The 20,299-nt window shown below is 71.9% G+C and carries 20 protein-coding genes; 11 read left to right on the top strand and 9 right to left on the bottom strand.

The window, feature by feature from the left end:
• The first annotated feature begins 2 nt into the window (after window positions 1-2).
• The 4 genes from ACF07V_RS02500 (at window position 3) to ACF07V_RS02485 (ending at window position 3,382) form a co-directional block, all read left to right on the top strand.
• A complete protein-coding gene (locus ACF07V_RS02500) occupies window positions 3-881 on the top strand; it encodes a polysaccharide deacetylase family protein (protein WP_392151037.1) in 879 nt (292 codons plus the stop codon).
• A gap of 99 nt (window positions 882-980) precedes the next feature.
• Entirely contained in the window at window positions 981-1,346 is a 366-nt protein-coding gene (locus ACF07V_RS02495; RefSeq protein WP_392151036.1) for a YciI family protein, read from the top strand.
• Between the two features lie 61 nt (window positions 1,347-1,407).
• Window positions 1,408-2,613, top strand: coding sequence for an RNA polymerase sigma factor (locus tag ACF07V_RS02490; protein WP_392151367.1), 1,206 nt, complete (start codon window positions 1,408-1,410; stop codon window positions 2,611-2,613).
• Between the two features lie 103 nt (window positions 2,614-2,716).
• On the top strand, window positions 2,717-3,382 hold the full coding sequence (locus ACF07V_RS02485) for a hypothetical protein (protein ID WP_392151035.1): 666 nt from the start codon (window positions 2,717-2,719) through the stop codon (window positions 3,380-3,382).
• Here the strand turns inward: ACF07V_RS02485 and ACF07V_RS02480 are convergent.
• On the bottom strand, window positions 3,321-4,502 hold the full coding sequence (locus tag ACF07V_RS02480; protein ID WP_392151034.1) for an SAM-dependent methyltransferase: 1,182 nt from the start codon (window positions 4,500-4,502) through the stop codon (window positions 3,321-3,323). The genes ACF07V_RS02485 and ACF07V_RS02480 overlap by 62 nt on opposite strands.
• 108 nt (window positions 4,503-4,610) lie before the next feature.
• Between ACF07V_RS02480 and ACF07V_RS02475 the strand changes: the two genes are divergently transcribed.
• The 4 genes from ACF07V_RS02475 to groL all read left to right on the top strand — a co-directional run bounded on the left by ACF07V_RS02475 (window position 4,611) and on the right by groL (window position 8,031).
• Window positions 4,611-5,552, top strand: a complete 942-nt coding sequence (locus tag ACF07V_RS02475; RefSeq protein WP_392151033.1) for a polysaccharide deacetylase family protein — start codon at window positions 4,611-4,613, stop codon at window positions 5,550-5,552.
• Window positions 5,549-5,803, top strand: coding sequence for a hypothetical protein (locus tag ACF07V_RS02470; RefSeq protein WP_392151032.1), 255 nt, complete (start codon window positions 5,549-5,551; stop codon window positions 5,801-5,803). Before ACF07V_RS02475 ends, ACF07V_RS02470 begins: the two co-directional genes overlap by 4 nt.
• A 146-nt stretch (window positions 5,804-5,949) precedes the next feature.
• On the top strand, window positions 5,950-6,258 hold the full coding sequence (groES, locus tag ACF07V_RS02465; protein ID WP_017239619.1) for a co-chaperone GroES: 309 nt from the start codon (window positions 5,950-5,952) through the stop codon (window positions 6,256-6,258).
• 144 nt (window positions 6,259-6,402) lie between these two features.
• A complete protein-coding gene (groL, locus tag ACF07V_RS02460) occupies window positions 6,403-8,031 on the top strand; it encodes a chaperonin GroEL (protein WP_189800352.1) in 1,629 nt (542 codons plus the stop codon).
• 62 nt (window positions 8,032-8,093) lie between these two features.
• On the opposite strand, the gene ACF07V_RS02455 is transcribed toward groL, so the two are convergent.
• The 6 genes from ACF07V_RS02455 to ACF07V_RS02430 all read right to left on the bottom strand — a co-directional run bounded on the left by ACF07V_RS02455 (window position 8,094) and on the right by ACF07V_RS02430 (window position 14,191).
• Entirely contained in the window at window positions 8,094-8,792 is a 699-nt protein-coding gene (locus tag ACF07V_RS02455) for an ester cyclase (RefSeq protein WP_392151031.1), read from the bottom strand.
• Window positions 8,793-8,840: 48 nt separating this feature from the next.
• Entirely contained in the window at window positions 8,841-9,860 is a 1,020-nt protein-coding gene (locus ACF07V_RS02450) for a hydroxyacid dehydrogenase (protein ID WP_392151030.1), read from the bottom strand.
• A gap of 17 nt (window positions 9,861-9,877) precedes the next feature.
• Complete coding sequence (locus ACF07V_RS02445) at window positions 9,878-10,729, bottom strand: carbohydrate ABC transporter permease (RefSeq protein ID WP_392151029.1); 852 nt, start codon at window positions 10,727-10,729, stop codon at window positions 9,878-9,880.
• Window positions 10,726-11,670, bottom strand: a complete 945-nt coding sequence (locus ACF07V_RS02440; RefSeq protein WP_392151028.1) for a carbohydrate ABC transporter permease — start codon at window positions 11,668-11,670, stop codon at window positions 10,726-10,728. Before ACF07V_RS02440 ends, ACF07V_RS02445 begins: the two co-directional genes overlap by 4 nt.
• Before the next feature lie 4 nt (window positions 11,671-11,674).
• Window positions 11,675-12,991 (bottom strand): ABC transporter substrate-binding protein, encoded by a 1,317-nt coding sequence (locus tag ACF07V_RS02435; RefSeq protein ID WP_392151027.1) that lies wholly within the window; start codon window positions 12,989-12,991, stop codon window positions 11,675-11,677.
• 102 nt (window positions 12,992-13,093) lie between these two features.
• Window positions 13,094-14,191 carry a LacI family DNA-binding transcriptional regulator gene (locus ACF07V_RS02430; protein ID WP_392151026.1) on the bottom strand — a complete coding sequence of 366 codons (1,098 nt, stop codon included), beginning with the start codon at window positions 14,189-14,191 and terminating at the stop codon, window positions 13,094-13,096.
• Window positions 14,192-14,366: 175 nt separating this feature from the next.
• Here ACF07V_RS02430 and ACF07V_RS02425 point away from each other — a divergent pair, with 175 nt between their 5' ends.
• Together ACF07V_RS02425 and ACF07V_RS02420 are read left to right on the top strand one after the other, a co-directional pair.
• Window positions 14,367-16,208: a DUF2264 domain-containing protein gene (locus tag ACF07V_RS02425; protein WP_392151025.1), complete on the top strand. Its 1,842-nt coding sequence runs from the start codon at window positions 14,367-14,369 to the stop codon at window positions 16,206-16,208.
• On the top strand, window positions 16,205-17,731 hold the full coding sequence (locus ACF07V_RS02420) for a right-handed parallel beta-helix repeat-containing protein (protein WP_392151024.1): 1,527 nt from the start codon (window positions 16,205-16,207) through the stop codon (window positions 17,729-17,731). Before ACF07V_RS02425 ends, ACF07V_RS02420 begins: the two co-directional genes overlap by 4 nt.
• 5 nt (window positions 17,732-17,736) lie before the next feature.
• Here ACF07V_RS02420 and ACF07V_RS02415 read toward each other — a convergent pair whose 3' ends face one another.
• Complete coding sequence (locus ACF07V_RS02415; protein ID WP_392151023.1) at window positions 17,737-18,510, bottom strand: SDR family NAD(P)-dependent oxidoreductase; 774 nt, start codon at window positions 18,508-18,510, stop codon at window positions 17,737-17,739.
• A gap of 28 nt (window positions 18,511-18,538) precedes the next feature.
• Window positions 18,539-19,225: an MOSC domain-containing protein gene (locus ACF07V_RS02410; protein WP_392151022.1), complete on the bottom strand. Its 687-nt coding sequence runs from the start codon at window positions 19,223-19,225 to the stop codon at window positions 18,539-18,541.
• 79 nt (window positions 19,226-19,304) lie between these two features.
• Between ACF07V_RS02410 and ACF07V_RS02405 the strand changes: the two genes are divergently transcribed.
• Window positions 19,305-20,198, top strand: coding sequence for a LysR family transcriptional regulator (locus ACF07V_RS02405; protein ID WP_392151021.1), 894 nt, complete (start codon window positions 19,305-19,307; stop codon window positions 20,196-20,198).
• Window positions 20,199-20,299: the final 101 nt, after the last annotated feature.

The following is a 20,299-nucleotide window of genomic DNA, read 5'->3' as shown; positions in this document are numbered from 1 at the left end:
GCGTGAAGAAGACGATCGCGCTGTGGGCGGCCCTGACCGCCGCCGCCGTCCTGGTGACCGGCTGTACGGCCTCGGCGGCCGAGGAGCGCGGAGCCGGCGCTCCCGCTCGGACGGCGTCCCCGGCCACGGGGGAGTCCGGGGAGACCGGAGACTCCGGGAAGGCCGGCGAGGCCGGGCGCGAGGCCCCCGGTGCCGCCGCGGCCGCCGCGTACCGGAAATGGGGCCTGAAGCCCTTCGCCGCCCCGCCCGCCCCGCCCGCGGTCAAGCCGGTCGTCCGCCCGGCCGGCGGGCCGGTGCCCGTCATCAGCGAGATACCCACCCGCGAGAAGATCGTCTTCATCACGATCGACGACGGGGCCGAGAAGGACCCCGAGTTCGTCCGGATGATGAAGGACCTCGACGTTCCGGTCACGATGTTCCTCACGGACTCGGCCATCCGCGCCGACTACGGGTACTTCGCGCCGCTCGTCGCCCAGGGCCACGGCCTCGCCAACCACACCCTCACCCACCCCAACCTGCGCACCCTCTCCCAGGAGGGGCAGCGCCGGGAGATCTGCGGCCAGCAGACGAAGCTGAAGGAGCGGTACGGCACGACCCCACGGCTCTTCCGCCCGCCGTACGGCAACTGGAACGAGGCCACGCGCGCGGCGGCGGGGGAGTGCGGCGTCGACGCGATCGTGCTGTGGCGCGAGTCCATGCAGATCAAGAACATGCAGTACCAGCGCGGCGACAGGAAGCTGCACCCCGGCGACATCATCCTGGCCCACTTCCGGGGCCCGTCCGAGCTCAAGGGCCGGACGATGACCGAGATGACGGCGACCATGCTGCGGAAGATCCAGGAGCAGGGCTTCACGGTCGCGCGCCTGGAGGACTACGTCTGAGAAATTCTCCGGGCGCGGTGTCGATGCGGACGGCTCCCGTTCGACGTAAGTGTGGACGGCGGGGAACGGCCCCGCCCACCGCACCACCGAGGAGTCGTCATGCCCCGCTTCCTGTCCCTCGTCCGCATCGAGGAGAACACCATCGACATGGAGAGCGCCGACCCCGGCTTCGAGCAGCGCATGGGCGCGCTCTTCGAGGAGATCACCAAGGCCGGCGCCATGGTGGACACGGCCGGGCTCAGGCCGACCGCCGAGGCCACCCGGATCACCTGGTCGGACGGGACGCTGTCGTTCACCGACGGCCCGTTCACCGAGACCAAGGAGGTCGTCGGCGGCTACGCGATGCTCCAGTGCAAGGACATGGCCGAGGCCGTCGAGTGGGGGAAGCGCTTCCTGGCCGTCCACCCGCCGCACTGGAAGGTCGGCCTGGAGGTCCGCGAGGTCGAGGAGATGCCGGAAGGCTGACCCGCGCTGTGCTGTCATACGAGATGTGACGGTGGAGAGCACGCTGGAGACGGTCTTCCGGATGGAGTCGGCGCGGATCATCGCCACGGTGGCGCGGATCGTCAGGGACGTCGGCATCGCCGAGGAGATCGCCCAGGACGCGCTCGTCTCCGCCCTGGAGCAGTGGCCGCGGTCGGGGGTCCCGGAGCGCCCGGGAGCCTGGCTGACGGCCACCGCCAAGCACCGCGCCGTCGACCTCGTGCGGCGGCGCGAGACGTACGCCCGGAAGCTCGCCGAGGTGGGCCGGACGCTCGCGGAGGAGTCGTACGACCCCGAGCCGTCCGGCCCGGGCGACATCGACGACGACGTCCTCCGGCTCGTCTTCACGACCTGCCACCCGGTGCTCTCCGCCGACGCGCGGGCGGCGCTCACGCTGCGGCTCGTCGGCGGGCTGCGGACGGACGAGATCGCCCGCGCCTTCCTCGTGCCGGAGGCGACGGTCGCGGCGCGGATCACCCGGGCCAAGCGGACGCTCGCGAGGACGGGCGTGGAGTTCGAGGTGCCGTACGGGGAGGACCGGGCGGCCCGGCTCGGCTCCGTCCTGGAGGTCGTCTACCTGATCTTCAACGAGGGGTACGCGGCCACCGCGGGCGACGACCTGCTGCGGCCCGGCCTGTGCGAGGACGCGCTGAGGCTCGCCCGGGGCCTGGCCGCCCTGATGCCGGGGGAGAGCGAGGTGCACGGCCTCGCCGCCCTGCTCGAACTCCAGGCGTCCCGGACGGCGGCAAGGACCGGCCCCGACGGGCGGCCGGTGCTCCTCGCCGACCAGAACCGCAGCCGCTGGAACCGGCTGCTGATGCGCCGTGGATACGCGGCCCTCGCCCGGGCCGGGGACGGCCGCTCCTACGGGCCGTACGCCCTCCAGGCCGCGATCGCCGCCTGCCACGCGCGGGCCGCCTCGTACGAGGCCACGGACTGGCCGACGATCGCCGCGCTGTACGCCCGGCTCGGCACCCTGGCACCGTCCCCGGTGGTCGAACTGAACCGCGCGGTCGCGGTGTCGATGACCGAGGGCCCCGAGGCCGCCCTCCGGATCGTCGACGCCCTCGCCGCCGAACCGGCCCTGGCCCGCTACCACTTGCTCCCGAGCGTCCGGGGCGACCTGCTGGCCAGGCTCGGCCGGACGGCGGAGGCGCGGGCGGAGTTCGAGCGGGCGGCCGAACTCACCCGCAACGAGAGCGAGCGCGAACTGCTGCTCGGGCGGGCGCGGAAGTCGGGCGCGGCGTAGGGGGAGTTGGGTGTGGTGACGGGGGCAGGGGGGCGAGCGTCCGGGCGGAGGGTCCCAGGGGGTGTCCGGTCTCCTCGGCGAGGAGCACCTTAGGGTGCTGGACATGTCCCCGCGTACCCCGCTTCCTCCTCCGCCTCCGCCCGCCGAGCTCCAGAGCTGGCCCGACCGGGACGCGCGGCTCGCCGACCGGGCGCTGGCGCTCGACGAGTTGGGGCGGCGGCTGCTCGGCGCCGGGCGGCTCGCGCTCTTCCTGCTCTGGTTCTTCCTGCTGGAACTGGGCTGGTCGCTGATCGGCGTGCTGCTGACCGCGCTCGGCGCACCGCTCGCCGACCCGATGACGACGATGCTCGGGGTCTTCGCGGCGGTCCCCGGCATCGGGGTCTTCGTGACGTCCGTGTGGCTGACCGTCCGCAGCCTGCGGCGCGACCGGACCGTCCGTGAGCGCCTGGCCCTGTGGGCGGCCCTCGACCGGCACGGTCCGACGGACGCCCGGCTGCGCGCCCCCGTCCTCAGTGCCGGCTGGCTGCTGCTGTCCTTCGCGATGTGCGGGGTGGGCCTCTGGCTGGGCTTCGCGGTCCCGGCGGGCGCCGGTCGCGACGACGGTTACGGCGTGGTCGCGTACGGCATGGGCGCCGCGCTGATCCTGTGGGTCACGGGGCTGACCGGTCTGGCGAAGGCCGTCGGCCACTACCGCTTCGCGGTGCGGCTCACCGGCCCCCGCCGGCCGGCCGGCCGATCAGCATCGTCGGGGCTCCCGCGACCCGAGTGAGGAGGACGGTCGCCGCGTGCGGGCCCTTCGGCTTCACCTTGCGGCGGATCTCCTCCGGTTCGACCGCCGAGCCGCGCTTCTTCACCGTCAGGGTGCCGACCTCCCGCTCCCGCAGGAGGGCCTTCAACTTCTTCAGGTTGAAGGGGAGTTCGTCGGTGATCTCGTAGGCGGCGGCGTACGGGGTGGGGGTGAGGGTGTCCGCCGTGACGTACGCGATCGTCTCGTCGATCAGGCCGCCGCCGAGTTCCTCCGCCACCTCGGCGACCAGGTGCGCGCGGATGACGGCGCCGTCCGGCTCGTACAGGTAGCGGCCGACCGGGCGGACCGCCGGGTCGGGCAGTCCCCGGCCCGTCAGGGTGGTCCCGGAGGGCAGCAGGGTGGCCCGGCGGGCGCCCGGCTCCGTGCCGAACCAGAGCACGGCCTCCTTCACGTCCCCGCCGTCCGAGATCCACTCGGCCTCGGCCTCCTCGGGCACCGCCTCGTGCGGGACGCCCGGCGCGATCTTGAGTGCGGCGCGCGGGGCCCTGCGAGCCGCCCCGATCGCCCAGGAGAGCGGTGGGGAGTACGCCTCGGGGTCGAAGATCCTGCCCCGGCCGCCGCGCCGCGCCGGGTCGACGAAGACCGCGTCGTAGGGGCTCGTGTCGATCTCCGTCACGTCGGCGCACCGCACCTCGATCAGCTCCGCGAGGCCCAGCGCCTCGGCGTTGGCCCGGACCGCCGCGGCGGTCAGCGGGTCCCGGTCGACGGCGAGGACGGAGATCCCGGCGCGGGCGAGGGCGATCGCGTCGCCGCCGATCCCGGAGCAGAGGTCCGCGACGCTGCCGACGCCCATGGCCTTCAGCCGGGCCGCCCGGTACGTGCCCACCGAGGCGCGGGTCGACTGCTCGACGCCGTTCGGCGTGAAGTACATCCGGTACGCGTCCTCGGCGCCGAACTTCGCCACCGCCCGCTGCCGCAGCCGCGCCTGCCCGAGGGCCGCGCTGACCAGCTCGGCGGGGTGGTCGCGGCGCAGCCGGGAGGCGATCGCCAGCTCCTGGGCGGGGTCGTAGTCGCGCAGGGCGGCGAGGAGCGTCTGCCCCTCGGGGGTGAGCAGGGCGGCGAAGGAGGCGAGGTCGGTCACCGTCCCATTCTGATCCCTGGAAGGGTGTGGGCCGGCCGGGGGACGGCGGGGGCGGTACGGCGGTGTCGCGGCCCGGAAGGGGCTTCCGCGCTGACAGGATGCGGCGCCATGCAGCTCGTACGACAAAAGGACCAGATGATGGCAAAAGGTGTGCACCGCTCCCGTCGGACGTTCGGGGCGGCGCTCGCCGTGGCCGCCCTCGCCTCCGCCGCCACGGCCTGCTCCGGCAGCGCCGAACCCGAGCGCGGCGCCCCCGCCCCCGCCGCCGAGAAACAGGCCCCCGCCGCCGGCGCCCTCAACGCCTACGTCGAGAAGGTCCGCGCGCAGCGGGCCGCCCGCGTGCTCGCCGCCAAGAAGTGGGGCCTCGCCAAACCCCCGCTCGACGCGCCCGCCCCGCCCAAGGTCAAGCCGAAGATCACCACCCGCAAGGGCTTCGAGACGGACGGCGAGGGCCTGCCGCCCGTCTTCACCACCGTGCCGACCAAGCAGAAGGTCGTCTTCCTGACGATCGACGACGGCGCCGAGAAGGACCCCCAGCTGCTGAAGATGATGAAGGAGCTGCGGATCCCCTACAGCGCCTTCCTCAGCAACTACCTCGTCAAGGACGACTACGGCTACTTCGCGAAGATGCAGAAGTCGGAGGAGTCCGGCGTCTCCCTGCACAACCACACCCTCAACCACCGCTACCTGCCCGGACTCTCCTACAGCGAGCAGAAGCGCGAGATCTGCGGCATGCAGGACGTCATCGAGAAGCAGTTCGGCAAGCGGCCCCCGCTCTTCCGCCCGCCCTACGGCAACTACAACGAGGACACCCTGCGCGCCGCGAAGTCCTGCGGCGTCAAGGCGGTCCCGCTCTGGGCCTCCGAGGCCTTCCCCGACCACATGGAGTGGCGCGAGTGGGACCGGGACCTGCACCCCGGCGACATCGTGCTCACCCACTTCCGGGGCAAGGAGGACTGGAAGGGCACCATGCCGGACATGATCCGGCGTGTGATGAACGTGATCACGTCGAAGGGGTACGCGGTGGCGAAGCTCGAGGACTACGTGTGAGCACGAGGGCACACCGGCGGGTCGCCGCCCTCGCCGTGACCGGGGCGCTCCTCGCCCTGCCCGCCTGCGCCTCCTCGGTCGACCCGATCGAGCGGCTCGGCCGGAAGGCGGCGGAACGGGTGAGCCCCCGGCCCACCCCGGTCGAGACCGTACGGGCGGCGCCGGACAGGAAGAGCTGCGAGAGGGCTCCGGCACCCCGTACGGTCACGCCACGGAGCGATGAATTGGCACTCCGCTTGACCGAGTGCTAATCGCGGTCATAGTCTCGGCTCTGGCACTCCCCACTGGAGAGTGCCAACACAGCGACGGGCAGGTCCGGCACCCGCGACGACGGATCCACCTGGTCGCCACCTCAGACAGTTAACCCCGTGAGATCTCCGAAGGGGGAGGTCGGATCGTGACGACCACCAGCTCCAAGGTTGCCATCAAGCCGCTCGAGGACCGCATCGTGGTCCAGCCGCTCGACGCCGAGCAGACCACCGCCTCTGGCCTGGTCATTCCGGACACCGCCAAGGAGAAGCCCCAGGAGGGCGTCGTCCTGGCCGTGGGCCCGGGCCGCTTCGAGAACGGCGAGCGCCTGCCGCTCGACGTCAAGACCGGCGACATCGTGCTGTACAGCAAGTACGGCGGCACCGAGGTGAAGTACAACGGCGAGGAGTACCTCGTCCTCTCGGCTCGCGACGTGCTCGCGATCGTCGAGAAGTAGTACGGGGGTCTGGGGGTCGCCCCCCAGAAGACTCTGTACCGAAGTATCTGAACCAGATGCTTTGAGCTGCGCCCCCTGACCCCGCACCGGGCGTCCGGGGGCGCAGTTCGTTCCACCCCATTCCGAGAGGGCTGAACCGCTCCCATGGCGAAGATCCTGAAGTTCGACGAGGACGCCCGTCGCGCCCTTGAGCGCGGCGTCAACAAGCTTGCCGACACGGTGAAGGTGACGATCGGCCCCAAGGGCCGCAACGTCGTCATCGACAAGAAGTTCGGCGCCCCCACCATCACCAACGACGGTGTCACGATCGCCCGCGAGGTCGAGATCGAGGACCCGTACGAGAACCTCGGCGCCCAGCTCGTGAAGGAGGTGGCGACCAAGACCAACGACATCGCGGGTGACGGCACCACCACCGCCACCGTGCTCGCCCAGGCCCTGGTCCGCGAGGGTCTGCGCAACGTCGCCGCCGGTGCCTCCCCGGCCGCCCTGAAGAAGGGCATCGACGCCGCCGTCAAGGCCGTCTCCGACGAGCTGCTCGCCACCGCGCGCCCGATCGAGGACAAGTCCGACATCGCCGCCGTCGCCGCGCTCTCCGCGCAGGACCAGCAGGTCGGCGAGCTCATCGCCGAGGCGATGGACAAGGTCGGCAAGGACGGTGTCATCACCGTCGAGGAGTCCAACACCTTCGGCCTGGAGCTCGACTTCACCGAGGGCATGGCCTTCGACAAGGGCTACCTGTCCCCGTACATGGTCACCGACCAGGAGCGTATGGAGGCCGTCCTCGACGACCCGTACATCCTGATCAACCAGGGCAAGATCTCCTCGATCCAGGACCTGCTGCCCATCCTGGAGAAGGTCATCCAGGCCGGCGCCAGCAAGCCGCTCCTGATCATCGCCGAGGACGTCGAGGGCGAGGCCCTCTCCACCCTCGTCGTGAACAAGATCCGCGGCACGTTCAACGCCGTGGCCGTCAAGGCCCCCGGCTTCGGCGACCGCCGCAAGGCGATGCTCGGCGACATGGCCACCCTCACCGGTGCCACCGTCATCGCCGAGGAGGTCGGCCTCAAGCTCGACCAGGCCGGTCTCGACGTGCTGGGCACCGCCCGCCGCGTGACCATCACCAAGGACTCCACCACCATCGTCGACGGTGGCGGCAACGCCGAGGACATCGCGGGCCGCGTCGGCCAGATCAAGGCCGAGATCGAGTCCACGGACTCCGACTGGGACCGCGAGAAGCTCCAGGAGCGCCTCGCGAAGCTCGCCGGCGGCGTCTGCGTGATCAAGGTCGGCGCCGCGACCGAGGTCGAGCTCAAGGAGAAGAAGCACCGTCTGGAGGACGCCATCTCCGCGACCCGCGCCGCGGTCGAGGAGGGCATCGTCTCCGGTGGTGGCTCCGCGCTCGTCCACGCCGTCAAGGTCCTCGAGGGCAACCTCGACAAGACCGGCGACGAGGCCACGGGTGTCGCGGTCGTCCGCCGCGCCGCCGTCGAGCCGCTGCGCTGGATCGCCGAGAACGCCGGCCTCGAGGGCTACGTCATCACCTCGAAGGTGGCGGAGCTCGACAAGGGCCAGGGCTTCAACGCCGCGACCGGCGAGTACGGCGACCTGGTCAAGGCCGGCGTCATCGACCCGGTGAAGGTGACGCGCTCCGCCCTGGAGAACGCCGCCTCGATCGCCTCCCTCCTCCTCACCACCGAGACCCTCGTGGTGGAGAAGAAGGAAGAGGAGCCGGCGGACCACGGCCACGGCCACGGTCACGGCCACTCCCACTGAGGCAGCTGACTGACCACTGAGGCCCGGTGTCCCCGTCGCGGGGGCACCGGGCCTCGTGCTGTTCAGGCCTCCACGGCGCCGAGCTGCCCCATGAGCCCGAGCATGTCGTACTGCCACCAGCCCTCGACGGCCTTGCCGTCCTCCCGGAAGCGGTGGACGACCATCCCGGTCATGCTCACCTCCATCCCCGTCGGCTGGATGCCCATGAAGTCGCCGACATGGGTGCCGTTCCAGGTCCAGCGGGTGCAGACCCGGTCGCCGTCGGCGATCTGGTCCTCGACGGTGAAGGTGAAGTCGAAGGCCGCCCGCCACATCTCGGCCTCGCGCCGCACCGCGTCCATGCCGTACGCGTCGCTCGGGTTGCTCGGATCGTGGTCGTGGTACCCCTCGGCGAACACCTCGTCGAGCGGCGGAAGCTCCCCGGGCATCGAGACCAGCTCGAAGAAGCGGCGGGAGGCGGCCTTGTACATCTGCTCGTCCCGGACCACGTCCAGATCGGTGAAGGTCGGCATCTCGTCACAGAGCGCGACCATCTCCCGGAAGATCCGGTCGGTCTCGGGGAGCTGCGAGTTCCGCATGGCCACGTCGTACGAGGGGAACTCGACGATCTCCACGACGTGCGAGGCGTCGGAACGGTCCTTGCCGACGATGCTGTGCGTCGCGGTCCGCTTGCCCTTGGTCTGCTCGACCCACCGGTCCATGAGCCGGTTCAGGTCCTCGACCCGGCTCGTCTTGCAGTCGATGATCTGCACGAAAGTCATGACGCCTCCCGACCCAGGTAGGACCTTTCCAGTCTAGGCCGGGGGCGGCTACGCCGATCGCTGGAGGTCCGAGGCCCGTACCTCCTCCAGGAAGGGTTCCCCCCTCCCGTAGCGGGCCACCTCCTCCAGGGCCTGGTCCGTCATGCGGTGGAGTTCGTTGCCGAGGGAGCCGGCGACGTGGGGGGTGAGGAGGACGTTCGGGAGCGTCCACAGGGGCGAGTCGGGCGGTGGGAGTTCCGGGTCCGTCACGTCGAGGATCGCGTGGAGGCGGCCCGAGGCGAGGTGCGGGAGGAGGGCCGGCTCGTCGACGAGGGAGCCGCGGGCGGTGTTGATCAGCGTGGTGCCGTCGGGCATCGCGGCGAGCTGGGCGGCGCCGATCATCCCGTGCGTGGCGGGGAGTTGGGGCGCGTGGACGGAGACGACCGTGCTGCGGGCGCAGAGTTCGTCGAGGTCCACGAGTGCGGCGCCGGGCGGCGGGGTCGTCACGTACGGGTCGTACAGCAGGATCTCGAAGTCGAAGGGGCGCAGGAGTTCGACGACCCGGCGGCCGATGCGGGAGGCGCCGACGATGCCGATCGTGCGCCGGTGGTTGCCCCAGGCGGCGGATTCGGCCAGCCAGGAGTCGTCGGCGCGGAGTTCGGCGTAGCGCCGGGCGGAGCGCAGGACTCCCTTGCCGGCGAAGAGGATCGCGGCGAGCGTGTACTCGGCGACCGGCAGCGCGTTGGCCGCGGCGGCCGAGGTGACGCGGATGCCGCGCTCCCAGCACGCGTCGGTGATGTGGTGCTTCACGGACCCGGCCGCGTGGACGACGGCCCGCAGACGGGGCGCGCGGTCGAGGACCTCGGCGGTGAGCGGGGTCGCTCCCCAGCAGGTCAGGAGGATCTCGGCCTCGGCGAGGGCGGCGGCGACCGGTGGGCCGGGCGCGGTCAGGTCGTGGGCCACCAGGTGGGGGTCGGTGTGCGCGAGCCGGGTCAGGCGGGTGCGGTGGGCGGGTGTGAGGAGGCGTTCGTCCACGCCCCGGCCCATCGCGAGCAGGAGGTTCGGGCGGTTGTCAGTGGTCGGGTGCATCGTGGTACCTGTGCTCCTCACTTGACGCTGCCGGCCGTCAGACCGGCCTTCCAGTGGCGCTGGAGGGAGACGAAGGCGACGACGAGGGGGACGACGGCGAGCAGGGATCCGGTGACGACGAGGGGGTAGTAGTCGGGTTCGGCGTGGGCGTTGCTGTTCCACGCGTACAGGCCGAGGCTCAGGGGGAAGAGCTTCTGGTCCGAGAGCATCACCAGGGGGAGGAAGAAGTTGTTCCAGACGGCGGTGAACTGGAAGAGGAAGACGGTCACGAAGCCGGGCATGACCATGCGCAGGCCGATGGACCAGAAGACGCGCATCTCGCCCGCCCCGTCGATACGGGCGGCCTCCAGGGCCTCGTCGGGGATGTAGCCGGCGCAGAAGACCCGGGAGAGGTAGACGCCGAAGGGGTTGACGAGGACGGGGATCAGGACGGCCCAGTAGGTGTTGACGATGCCGACCTCGCTGGCGAGGAGGTACATCGGCAGGGCGAGCGCGGTGGTGGGGACGAGCACGCCAAGCAGCACGAGGCCGAAGAGCTTCTCCTTGCCCCGGAAGTCGTAGACGTGGAAGGCGTATCCGGCGGCGACGCTGATCAGGGAGCAGGCGAGGGCGCCGACTCCCGCGTAGAGGAGGCTGTTGGCGTACCAGTGGAAGTAGACGCCGTCGTTGTAGGCGGCGAGCCGGGAGAGGTTGCCGCCGAGGTCGAAGCCCTCGAAGGAGAAGGCGTTTCCGGCGAGGAGGCCGCCGGCGTCCTTGGTGGCGGCGGTGACCAGCCAGACCAGGGGGAAGAGCATGTAGACGACGGCGAGGACGAGGGCGCCGTTGACGGCGGCCCGGGAGAGCCACGGCTTCTTCGTACGGGTGCTCATGCCGTCTGCTCCTTCCGGGCGGGGGCGGGCTGCCGCGACGGAGCCTGCTGCGGTGCCGTGCCCGCCTTCCGGCGCCCGGTCAGCCTGGTCACCGCGAAGGAGAGCAGCGCCGCCGTCAGGGCGAGGAGTACGGAGGCCGCGGCGGCGAGTCCGTAGTCGTTGCGGTCGAAGGCCGCGGTGTAGGCGTACATGTTCGGCGTCCAGGTGGAGGTGACGGCGGAGCCGGTGCCCTTGTTGAGGATGAGCGGCTCGGTGAAGAGCTGGAGGGAGCCGATGATCGTGAAGAGGGCGACCATCGCGAGGGAGGCCCTGACGAGGGGGATCTTGATGGCGAAGGCGATGCGCCAGGCGCCGGCGCCGTCGACGGTGGCGGCTTCGATGACGGAGCGGTCGATGGCCTGGAGGGCGGCGTAGAAGATGACCATGTTGTAGCCGAGCCATTCCCACAGGGCGATGTTGACGACGGACGGCAGGGTGCCCTCGGGGGAGAAGAAGTCGAAGCCGATGCCTCCGGTCTCCATGGCCTGCACGACCGGGCTGAGCTGGGGTGTGTAGAGGTAGACCCAGATCAGGGCGGCGATGATGCCGGGGACGGCGTGCGGCAGGAAGAGCGCGAGCTGGAAGAAGCGGCGGGCGCGGGCGAGTGCCGAGTCGAGCAGAAGGGCGAGGCCGAGGGCCCCGGCGAGCAGCAGCGGGATGTAGAGCAGGCAGTACCCGAGCAGGACGCCGAAGCCCTCCAGGAAGGCCCGGTCACCCAGCGCCGCGGTGTAGTTGTCGAGGCCGGTGAAGACGGTCTCGGTGCCGCCGAAGCCCAGTCCGGACTGCTTCTCGGTGAAGAGGCTGAGCCAGACCGCGTATCCGATCGGCACCACCATCACCGCGGTGAACAGGACGAAGAAGGGGGTCAGCAGGAGTGCGGCGGCGCGGGTGCGGGCCTTCACCGGCTCAGCCCTCGACCTTCAGGCCGCGCTTGCCGAGTTCGGCGACGGTGGCGTCGTGGCCGGCCTTGACGGCGTCGGCGATGCCGGGGCCGCCCTGTGCGATCTTGCCGAAGTTGTCCTTGATGGCGGTGTTGGTGGTGCCGGTGGTCGGGCCCCAGGACCAGTTGGGGTTGATGGAGGCGCCGGCGGCCTCGAAGAGGGTGTAGATGTCCTGGCCGCCGTAGAAGCTCGCGTCGAAGGCCTTCTTGGCGACGGGGCGGAGGTCGGCGGCGGCGGGGAAGGCGCTGGAGGTGCCGGAGGCGATCCGGGCCTTGATGCCGGCCTCGGTGGTGGACATCCATTCGGCGAAGGTGACGGCCGCGGCCTTCTGCTTGCTGTCCTTCGTGACGGCGAAGGAGGTGCCGCCGAGCATGCCGCTGGCGGGCTTGCCGTCCCAGGTGGGGATGGGGGCGACGGCCCACTTGCCGGTCATCTCGGGCACGTTGCCCTTGAGGACGCCGGCGCCCCAGGAGGCGCCGAGGTAGCCGACGGTGGTGCCGTTCTTGAGGGAGCCGACCCACTCGGGGCTGAAGGAGGCGTCCTTCTGGACGAGGTCGGCGTCGAGGAGGCCCTGCCAGTAGGAGGTGACCTTGGTGGTGGCCGGGTCCGTGGTGGTGATCTTCCAGGTGTCGTTCTCGGCCTTGAACCACTGGGCGCCGGCCTGCCAGGCCATGGCCTCGAAGGTGGTCGGGTCGTCGGGGAAGAAGGTGGCGATACGGGCCTTGGCGTCGGCCTTCTTGACCTGCTCGGCGGCCTTCCTGAAGGCGTCCCAGGTGGTGGGGACCTCGACCTTGTACTTCGCGAAGAGGTCCTTGCGGTAGAAGAAGGCCTGCGGGGCGGCGTCGAAGGGGACGGCCCAGGACTTCCCGCCGAGGGTGGTGAGTTCGACGGTCTGCGGGAGGAGCTTGGCGCGGTCGGCCTCGGTGAACTGGTCGCCGATGTCCTGGAGGGCGCCGGAGCTCACGAACTCGGGGAGCGAGGCGTACTCGATGGAGACCAGGTCGGGGGCGTTGCCCGCCTTCACGGCGTTGGAGATCTTCGCGTAGCCGCCGGCGGTGCCGGAGGGGATCTCCTCGAACTTCACCTGGATGTCGGTGTGGGAGGCGTTGAAGGCGTCCACGACGTCCTTGGAGCCCTTGGCCCAGCCCCAGAAGGTGATGGTCACGGGGCCGTTCGGCTTGCTTGCGGTGTCGTCACCGCCGCCGCCGCAGGCCGTGAGGACGGCCAGGGCGGTGGCGGTGCCGGCTATGACGCGGGACGTTCTGCTCCAGGTACGGGTCACGGCACGGCTCCTGAGGGCGGGGCGGCTGGGTGGTTGTGGCCGTGATCCTGTGACCGTTCATGACCGAAGTCAAGAGCGAAAGATTGATTGATCGAAAAAAGATCAAACTGAGGGTGTCGTGCTCGCCCCGCACGAGGCCCGTACCCGCAGCCACGGCAGCAGGCTCAGATGGCGCCGCGCCGCGTCCTCGCCGGGGGCCTCCGTGAGCCGCTCCACCAGCAGTTCCGTGGCGTGCCGGCCCACCTGCCGCTTCGGCGGGGCGACCGCCGTCAGCGGGGTGTCGGCGAGCGCGGCGACCTCGTCGTCGTACGCGATCACGGCCAGGTCCTCCGGAACCCGCACGCCCAGCTCGGCCAGGCGCTGCACGATCTCGATCGCGTCCACGTCGTTGTGGACCAGGGCCGCGCTCGCCAGGCCCGAGCCCACGGCCTCGTGCAGCGCCCGCACCGCCCGCTCGAAGCCCTCCGGGTCCGCCTCCGCCGGTACGGACTCGATGACCGGGCGGGGCTCCTTCAGGCCCAGCGTCCCCAGCGCCTCGGCGTAGCCCGCGCGCACCGCGAACGCGGTCGGGGAGTCCCGGCGGGCCACGAGCAGGGGCGTCGCGTGGCCGAGCGAGAGCAGATGGCGCAGGGCGAGCAGCACGCCGTGGGCGTGGTCGGAGGCGACCCGGTCAAGGCCGTCGAGCGGGCTGCCGGGCTCGGCGCGGCGCTCCAGGAGGACGGCCGGCACGGGCAGCTCGGCCAGCCAGTCCCCGTACGCGAGCCGGTCCTCGGGCAGTCCGCGCCAGCCGGGCGCGACGAGGACGCCCTCGGCGCCCGCCGCGAGGAGGCCCTCGGTGCGGGCGCGGTCCTCCTCCGGCCGGTAGTCGGAGATCCGCAGCACGAGCCGTGCCCCGGCGCGGGCGGCCGCCTCGTGCGCGCCCCGGATGACCTCGGCGAAGTAGTACGTGGCGGAGGGGACGAGCAGGCCGAGGACCAGGCCCTCGCCGGAGCGTCCGGCGCCGGCGGCCCCCTGCTGCGGCCAGGAGACCTGGCCGTGCACCCGGTCGAGCAGGCCCCGGCCGGCCAGGACCTCGACGTCCCGGCGGGCGGTGACGGGGGAGACCCCGAGGCGTTCGGCCAGTTCGGAGACGCGGGCGGTGCCGCGCTCGCGCACCAGGGCCAGCAGTCGGTCGTGTCGTTCGGCAGCACTCTCGCGCACGGCGCAGTTCCCCCTCGCGGTGGTGGTGGTCCGTCGAGCCTAGCTCCAGAAATGATCGAACGACAGAAGTTTCGATCATTCGCTCCGATTCCCTTGACGTTCGATCGGAGTCTGTTCAGGATTCCCGGCGATGCAGACAGCGACGCAGACGTCGCAGGGAGCCCCAGGGAGCATCATGCCCACGCCGCCCGAGAACCGTGAGCTCAGCCCGTACACCGGCTGGACCCGTGCCCACTGGGAGGCCGCGGCCGACCGGCTCCTCCTCGACGTACGCCCCTTCGCCTCGCCCGGAGGCGGCCTCGTCGACCTCCCCGGGCCCCGCCCCAGCTGGTCGGGACCCCGCTCCGACGGCCTGGAGGGCTGGGCCCGCACCTTCCTCCTCGCCGCCCTCCGGGTCGCCGGCGCCCGGGGCGAGGACCCCCACGGCCACCTCGACCGTTATGCCCGAGGTCTCGCGGCCGGGACGGAGAAGCCCGGACGGGAGGACGAGGACTCCTGGCCCCTGATGGCCGGCACCCGCCAGGCGGTCGTCGAATCCGCCTCGATCGCCCTCGGCCTCCGCCTCACCCGCCCCTGGCTCTGGGACCGCCTCGACGACCGCACCCGACGACGGGTCGCCGACTGGCTCCTCCCCGCCCTCGGACCCTCCCCCGTCGACAACAACTGGTGGCTCTTCGGCCTCACCGTCGCCGGCTTCCTCCAGGACGCCGGGATCGAGACCGACCGCGCCTCCGCCACGATCGACCGCTCCCTCGCCAGGATCGAGGACTGGTACCTCGGCGACGGCTGGTACAGCGACGGCGACAACCGCGCCTTCGACCACTACAACGCCTGGGCCCTGCACTTCTACCCCGTCCTCCACGCCCACTTCGCCGGCGACCGGGACCTCCTCGGCCGGTACGGCCCACGGCTGCGGGCCCACCTCGACGCGTACGTCCACCTCTTCGACGCGAACGGCGCCCCCCTCCCTCACGGGCGGTCCCTGATCTACCGCTTCGCCGCGGCCGCCGCCCCCTGGCTCGGCACCCTCACCGGCCACACCCCGCTCACCCCCGGCGCCACCCGCCGCCTCGCCTCCGGCACCCTGCGGTACTTCCTCGACCGCGGCGCCACCGACGAGCGCGGGCTCCTCACCCTCGGCTGGCACGGCCCCCACGCGCCGCTCGTCCAGGAGTACTCGGGACCCGGCTCCCCCTACTGGGCTTCCAAGGGCTTCCTCGGCCTCCTCCTGCCCGCCGGCCACCCCGCCTGGACCGACCCCGAGGAACCCCTGCCCGCCGAACGCGCCGACACGGTCCTCCCCGCCGCCCCCGCCGGACTCCTCGTCCAGACCACCGCCGCCGACGGGCTCGTACGCCTCCACAACCACGGCAGCAACCACGTCCACAGCGCGCCCGGTGAGCAGGACGACCCCGGCTACGCCCGCCACGCCTACTCCACCCGTACGGGACCCACCACGGGAACCGCCGACAACCACTTCGCCCTGCTCGTCGAGGGACGGGCCACCTCGCGCGGCCCCGCCACCCCGCTCGGCACCGGCCCCGACCGGGCCGCCTCCCGCCACCACCCGCTGCCCGGCGTCCGCGTCGTCTCCGCGACCCTCGTCCACGGCCGCGCCGAACTCCGCGCCCACCTCGTCCTGGGCGCCCCGGAAGGCACCCCCGTACGCCAGACCGGCTGGGCCGTCACCCCCGACGGCCCCCACGCCCAGCTCCACCCGGTGCACGGATACCGCCCCGAAGCCGCCGAACTCCCCACCGGGGAAACCCTTCAGGGCCCCGGCAGCCGCACCCTCGCCCTGCACGGCACCACCCGCGGACCCGCCGCGCTCTTCGTGGCCCTCGCTTCCCTCACCGCCGCACCCGACCCCGCCCCCGTGTCGGACCTCGCAGACGTCCGGGTCACCGGCCCCCACACCCTCACCGTGACCTGGCAGAACGGCACCACCGCACACCTCGATCTCGAAGAGCTCGAAGCCCTCGATGCCCTCGAAGCCCCCGATTCGGAGGACCTGTGACCCAGCGCCGTACGTACACCGCGCTCGCCGCCCTCACGCTGTCCCTGCTCGCGGCCGCCCCCGCCCAGGCCGCGCCACCGCCCGGCGACCGCCACTACGTCGACTGCTCCGCGCCCGCCCCCGGCGACGGCTCCGTCCAGCACCCCTGGACCACCCTCGCCGAGGCCAACGCCCACCCCTACGGGCCCGGTGACCTGCTCCTGTTCAAGCGCGGCACCACCTGCACCGGCACCCTCGGCCCCCGGGGCTCCGGCTCCGCCGCGTACCCCTTCACCATCGCCGACTACGGGGACGCGGCCGGGCGCGCGGTCATCGACGGGAACGGCGCCCACGACGCCGTACTCCTCGCCGACAGCCAGTACCTGCGCCTCACCCGCCTGGAGATCACCAACGCCGCCGCCCCCGGCACCGAGCGCAACGGCGTACGGCTCCGCCTCGCCGACTTCGGCGCCGCCAAGGGCATCACCCTCGACCACCTGTCGATCCACGACGTGCGCGGCGGCGACTTCAAGACCATCACCGGCTCCAGCGCCATCCACATCGCCGTCGAGGGAACGACCGTCCCCAGCTGGTACGACGGCCTGGAGATCCACCACAACGACATCCGCGACGTCGACCGCGAGGGCATCTACTTCAAGTCGCGCTTCTCCAAGCGCGACCTGGTCGGCAACCAGCAGGACCCGAACGTCTACCCCGGAGCCTGGACCCCGAGCCTGAACGTCCGGATCCACCACAACACCCTGACCTCGCTCGCCGGCGACGGCATCAAGATCGACACGACCTCCGGCGCCCAGATCGACCACAACCGCCTCGACGGCTTCCAGCTCCGCTCCAAGGCCGCCAACGCCGGCATCTGGACCTTCAACACCGACGACACCGTCATCGAGTACAACGAGGTCTCCGGCGGCGGCAACACCAAGGACGGCATGTCCTTCGACGCCGACGGGGCCTCGAAGGGCACGGTCTTCCAGTACAACCACAGCCACGACAACGCCGGCGGCTTCCTGCTGATCTGCCCCTACAGCGGCGCCAAGACCCTCGACACGGTGGTCCGTTACAACCTCAGCGTCGACGACGGCGCCCGGCTCGTCCAGAACTGCTGGGGCCCCATCCTCAACACGCAGATCTACAACAACACCTTCGTGAACAGGACCGCGCGTCCCGGCTACCTCGTCCAGGACGACGCCGGCAGCCCCGCCACCACCCAGCACGAGCTGTCGATCCGCAACAACATCTTCGTCAACGAGGGCGCGAGCGGCGGCTACGCCTTCAAGAACCCCACCCCCGGGCTCTCCTTCTCGCACAACCTCTTCCACGGCGTCGCCATGACCCGCCCCAACCCCGGCGGCGTCGACGCCGACCCGCTGCTCCGCCCCGACCTGCGGCTCGCCGCCGGCTCCCCGGCCCTGTCCGCCGGCACCCCGATCACGGACAACGGCGGCAGGGACTGGTTCGGAAACGCCGTGTCGGCGACGGCGGCTCCCAACGTCGGGGCGTACGAGGGACCGGGACTGCCCTCCTAGGAGGCCTACTCCGGGCCGTACTTGCGGCCCGCCTTCGAGGAGACCCCGCCGAGCAGGCCGCGCGGCGCCAGCTTCACCACACCCATCAGGGCCTTGTAGCGGGGGTCCGGAATCGACAGGGTCTTCCCCCGCTCCAGGTCGGTGAGCGCCGCCGTCACCAGCTTGTCCGCGTCGAGCCACATCCAGCCCGGGATGTTGTCCGTGCCCATCCCGGCCCGCTCGTGGAACTCGGTGCGCACGAAGCCGGGGCAGAGCGCCATCAGCCGCACCCCGCTGCCCGCGAGGTCCCGCGCCGCGCCCTGGGTGAACTGCACGACCCAGGCCTTCGAGGCGCCGTAGGTGCCGCGGGGCACGAAGGCCGCCACCGACGCCACGTTCACCACGGCGCCCCGGTGGCGGCCCTTCATCGAGGCGGCGGCCGCCGAGGTCAGCCGCAGCACCGCCTCGCAGTGCACCGTCAGCATCTTCAGCTCGTCGGCCATGGAGACCTCGAGGAAACGGCCCTTGTTGCCGAAGCCGGCGTTGTTCACCAGCATGTCCACCGGCTGCTTCGGGTCCGAGAGCCGGGCCTCGACGGCGGCGATGCCCTTCTCGTCGGAGAGGTCCGCCGCGAGCACCTCGGCCTCGACGCCGTGCCGGTCGTGCAGCTCCGTCGCCTGCTCCCGGAGCCGCTTCACGTCCCTGGCCACGAGCACGACATCGTGGCCGTCCGCCGCCAGTCTCCGTGCGAAGGCGGCCCCGATGCCCGCGGTGGCGCCCGTAATCAGTGCAGTCGTCATACGGGCAACCTAGTGCCCCTCCCGCGGACTACGCCCGGCCGTCCTCCCGGGCGTACTTCTCCTTGTACTGGCGGGCGAGCGCGAGGAGCCCGGACTCCATCCACTCGGCTGCGGCCAACATGTCGGGCAGCAGGGCGCGTTCGGTGGTCGCCGCGCGGTGGAGACGCGCCACGGTGATGTCGTGGTCCGGCCGGTGCACCACCGTGATCGGATCGCCGGCCCGCACCTCGCCCGGCACGATCACCCGCAGCAGCGCGCCGGGACCGGCCTCGGACTGCGTGAAGCGCTTCACCCAGCCCTTCTCCTCGACGAAGCCCGCGAAGGTACGGCACGGGATGCGGCCACCGGTCACCTCCAGGACCACCTCCTCGCCGATCCGCCACCGCTCGCCGATCAGGGCGCCGTTCACGTCGAGGCCCCGGGTGGTGAGGTTCTCGCCGAAGGAGCCGTTGGCCAGTTCGCGGCCGAGCTCCCGCTCCCACAGGTCCATGTCCTCCCGGGCGAAGGCGTACGCCGCCCGGTCGTCGCCGCCGTGGAAGCGCAGGTCGCAGACCGCGTCGCCGGCGACTCCGCTCGCCCCGACACCGGGCGCCCCCGGTGCCTCGATCCGTACGGGCCCCTCCACGGGCCGCTTGTCGATGCCCGTCATCCCCGAGGCGGCGTCGGTGTACTCCACGGGCCTGGCGCGGCCCACATTCACGCTGAGCAAGGTCATGCGGGCACTGTACGGGCGCAATCTCAAAGGCGCTCGCGAGAATGGGCGGCTTCACCCAAGAGTCGCTTATGCTGGACGCATGATCGAGGCACGCCACCTCCGCGTCCTGCGCGCCGTCGCCGCCACCGGCTCCTTCTCGGCCGCCGCGCGCGAACTCGGCTGCACCCAGCCCGCCGTCAGCCAGCAGATGAAGGCGCTCGAAGCCTCCGCCGGCACGCCGCTGCTGATCCGCACGGGACGCGAGATGCGCCTCACCCAGGCCGGCGAGGTCCTGGTGCGCCACGCCTCCGGCATCCTCGCCGGGCTGACCGCCGCCGAGGAGGAGGTCGCCGCCATCGCCGGGCTCCGGGCGGGCCGCGTCCGCCTGGTCTCCTTCCCGAGCGGCAGCTCGACCCTCGTGCCCACGGCGCTCGCCGCGCTGCGGGCCGCGCACCCCGGCACCCGGGTCTCCCTCGTCGAGGCCGAGCCGCCGCGCTCGATCGAGATGCTCCGCGAGGGCGACTGCGACATCGCGCTCGCGTTCCGGTACGGGGCGGGGCAGGCCGAGTGGGACGACCTGGTGGTCCGCCCGCTCCTCGCCGACCGGCTCGTCGGCCTGGTGCCCGAGGGGCACCGGCTCGCCGGGGCCGGCTCGGTCGGCATCGCGGAACTCGCCGACGAGTCCTGGATCGCGGGCTGCCCGCGCTGCCGCCGTCAGCTCGTGGACGTCTGCGAGGACGCGGGCTTCACGCCCCGCATCGACTTCGCCACCGACGACTACCCGGCCGTCGTGGGCCTGGTCGGCGCCGGTCTGGGCGTCGCCGTCCTGCCCGAGCTGGCCATCGAGTCCGTACGGCCCAAGGGGGCGCGGACCGTGGCCGTGGAGCCGGCCGTGGAGCGGGAGATCGTGGCCCTGACGCTGCCCGACCTCGCGCAGGTCCCGGCCGTGGCGGCCACGCTCGACGAGCTGATCCGCGCCGCCACGCGCGCGTAGTCAGCGACGCGCGCGGGCGCGCGGGTCCGTTCGGGTGGCGCTCGGCCCGTGATGCTCAGCTCGTGGTGCTCAACTCTTGGTGCTCAGCTCGTTGGAGAAAC

Source organism: Streptomyces sp. NPDC015661 (assembly GCF_043077765.1).
In the GTDB taxonomy this organism is placed as follows: domain Bacteria; phylum Actinomycetota; class Actinomycetes; order Streptomycetales; family Streptomycetaceae; genus Streptomyces.
This window is presented reverse-complemented; position numbering and strand designations above follow the sequence as displayed.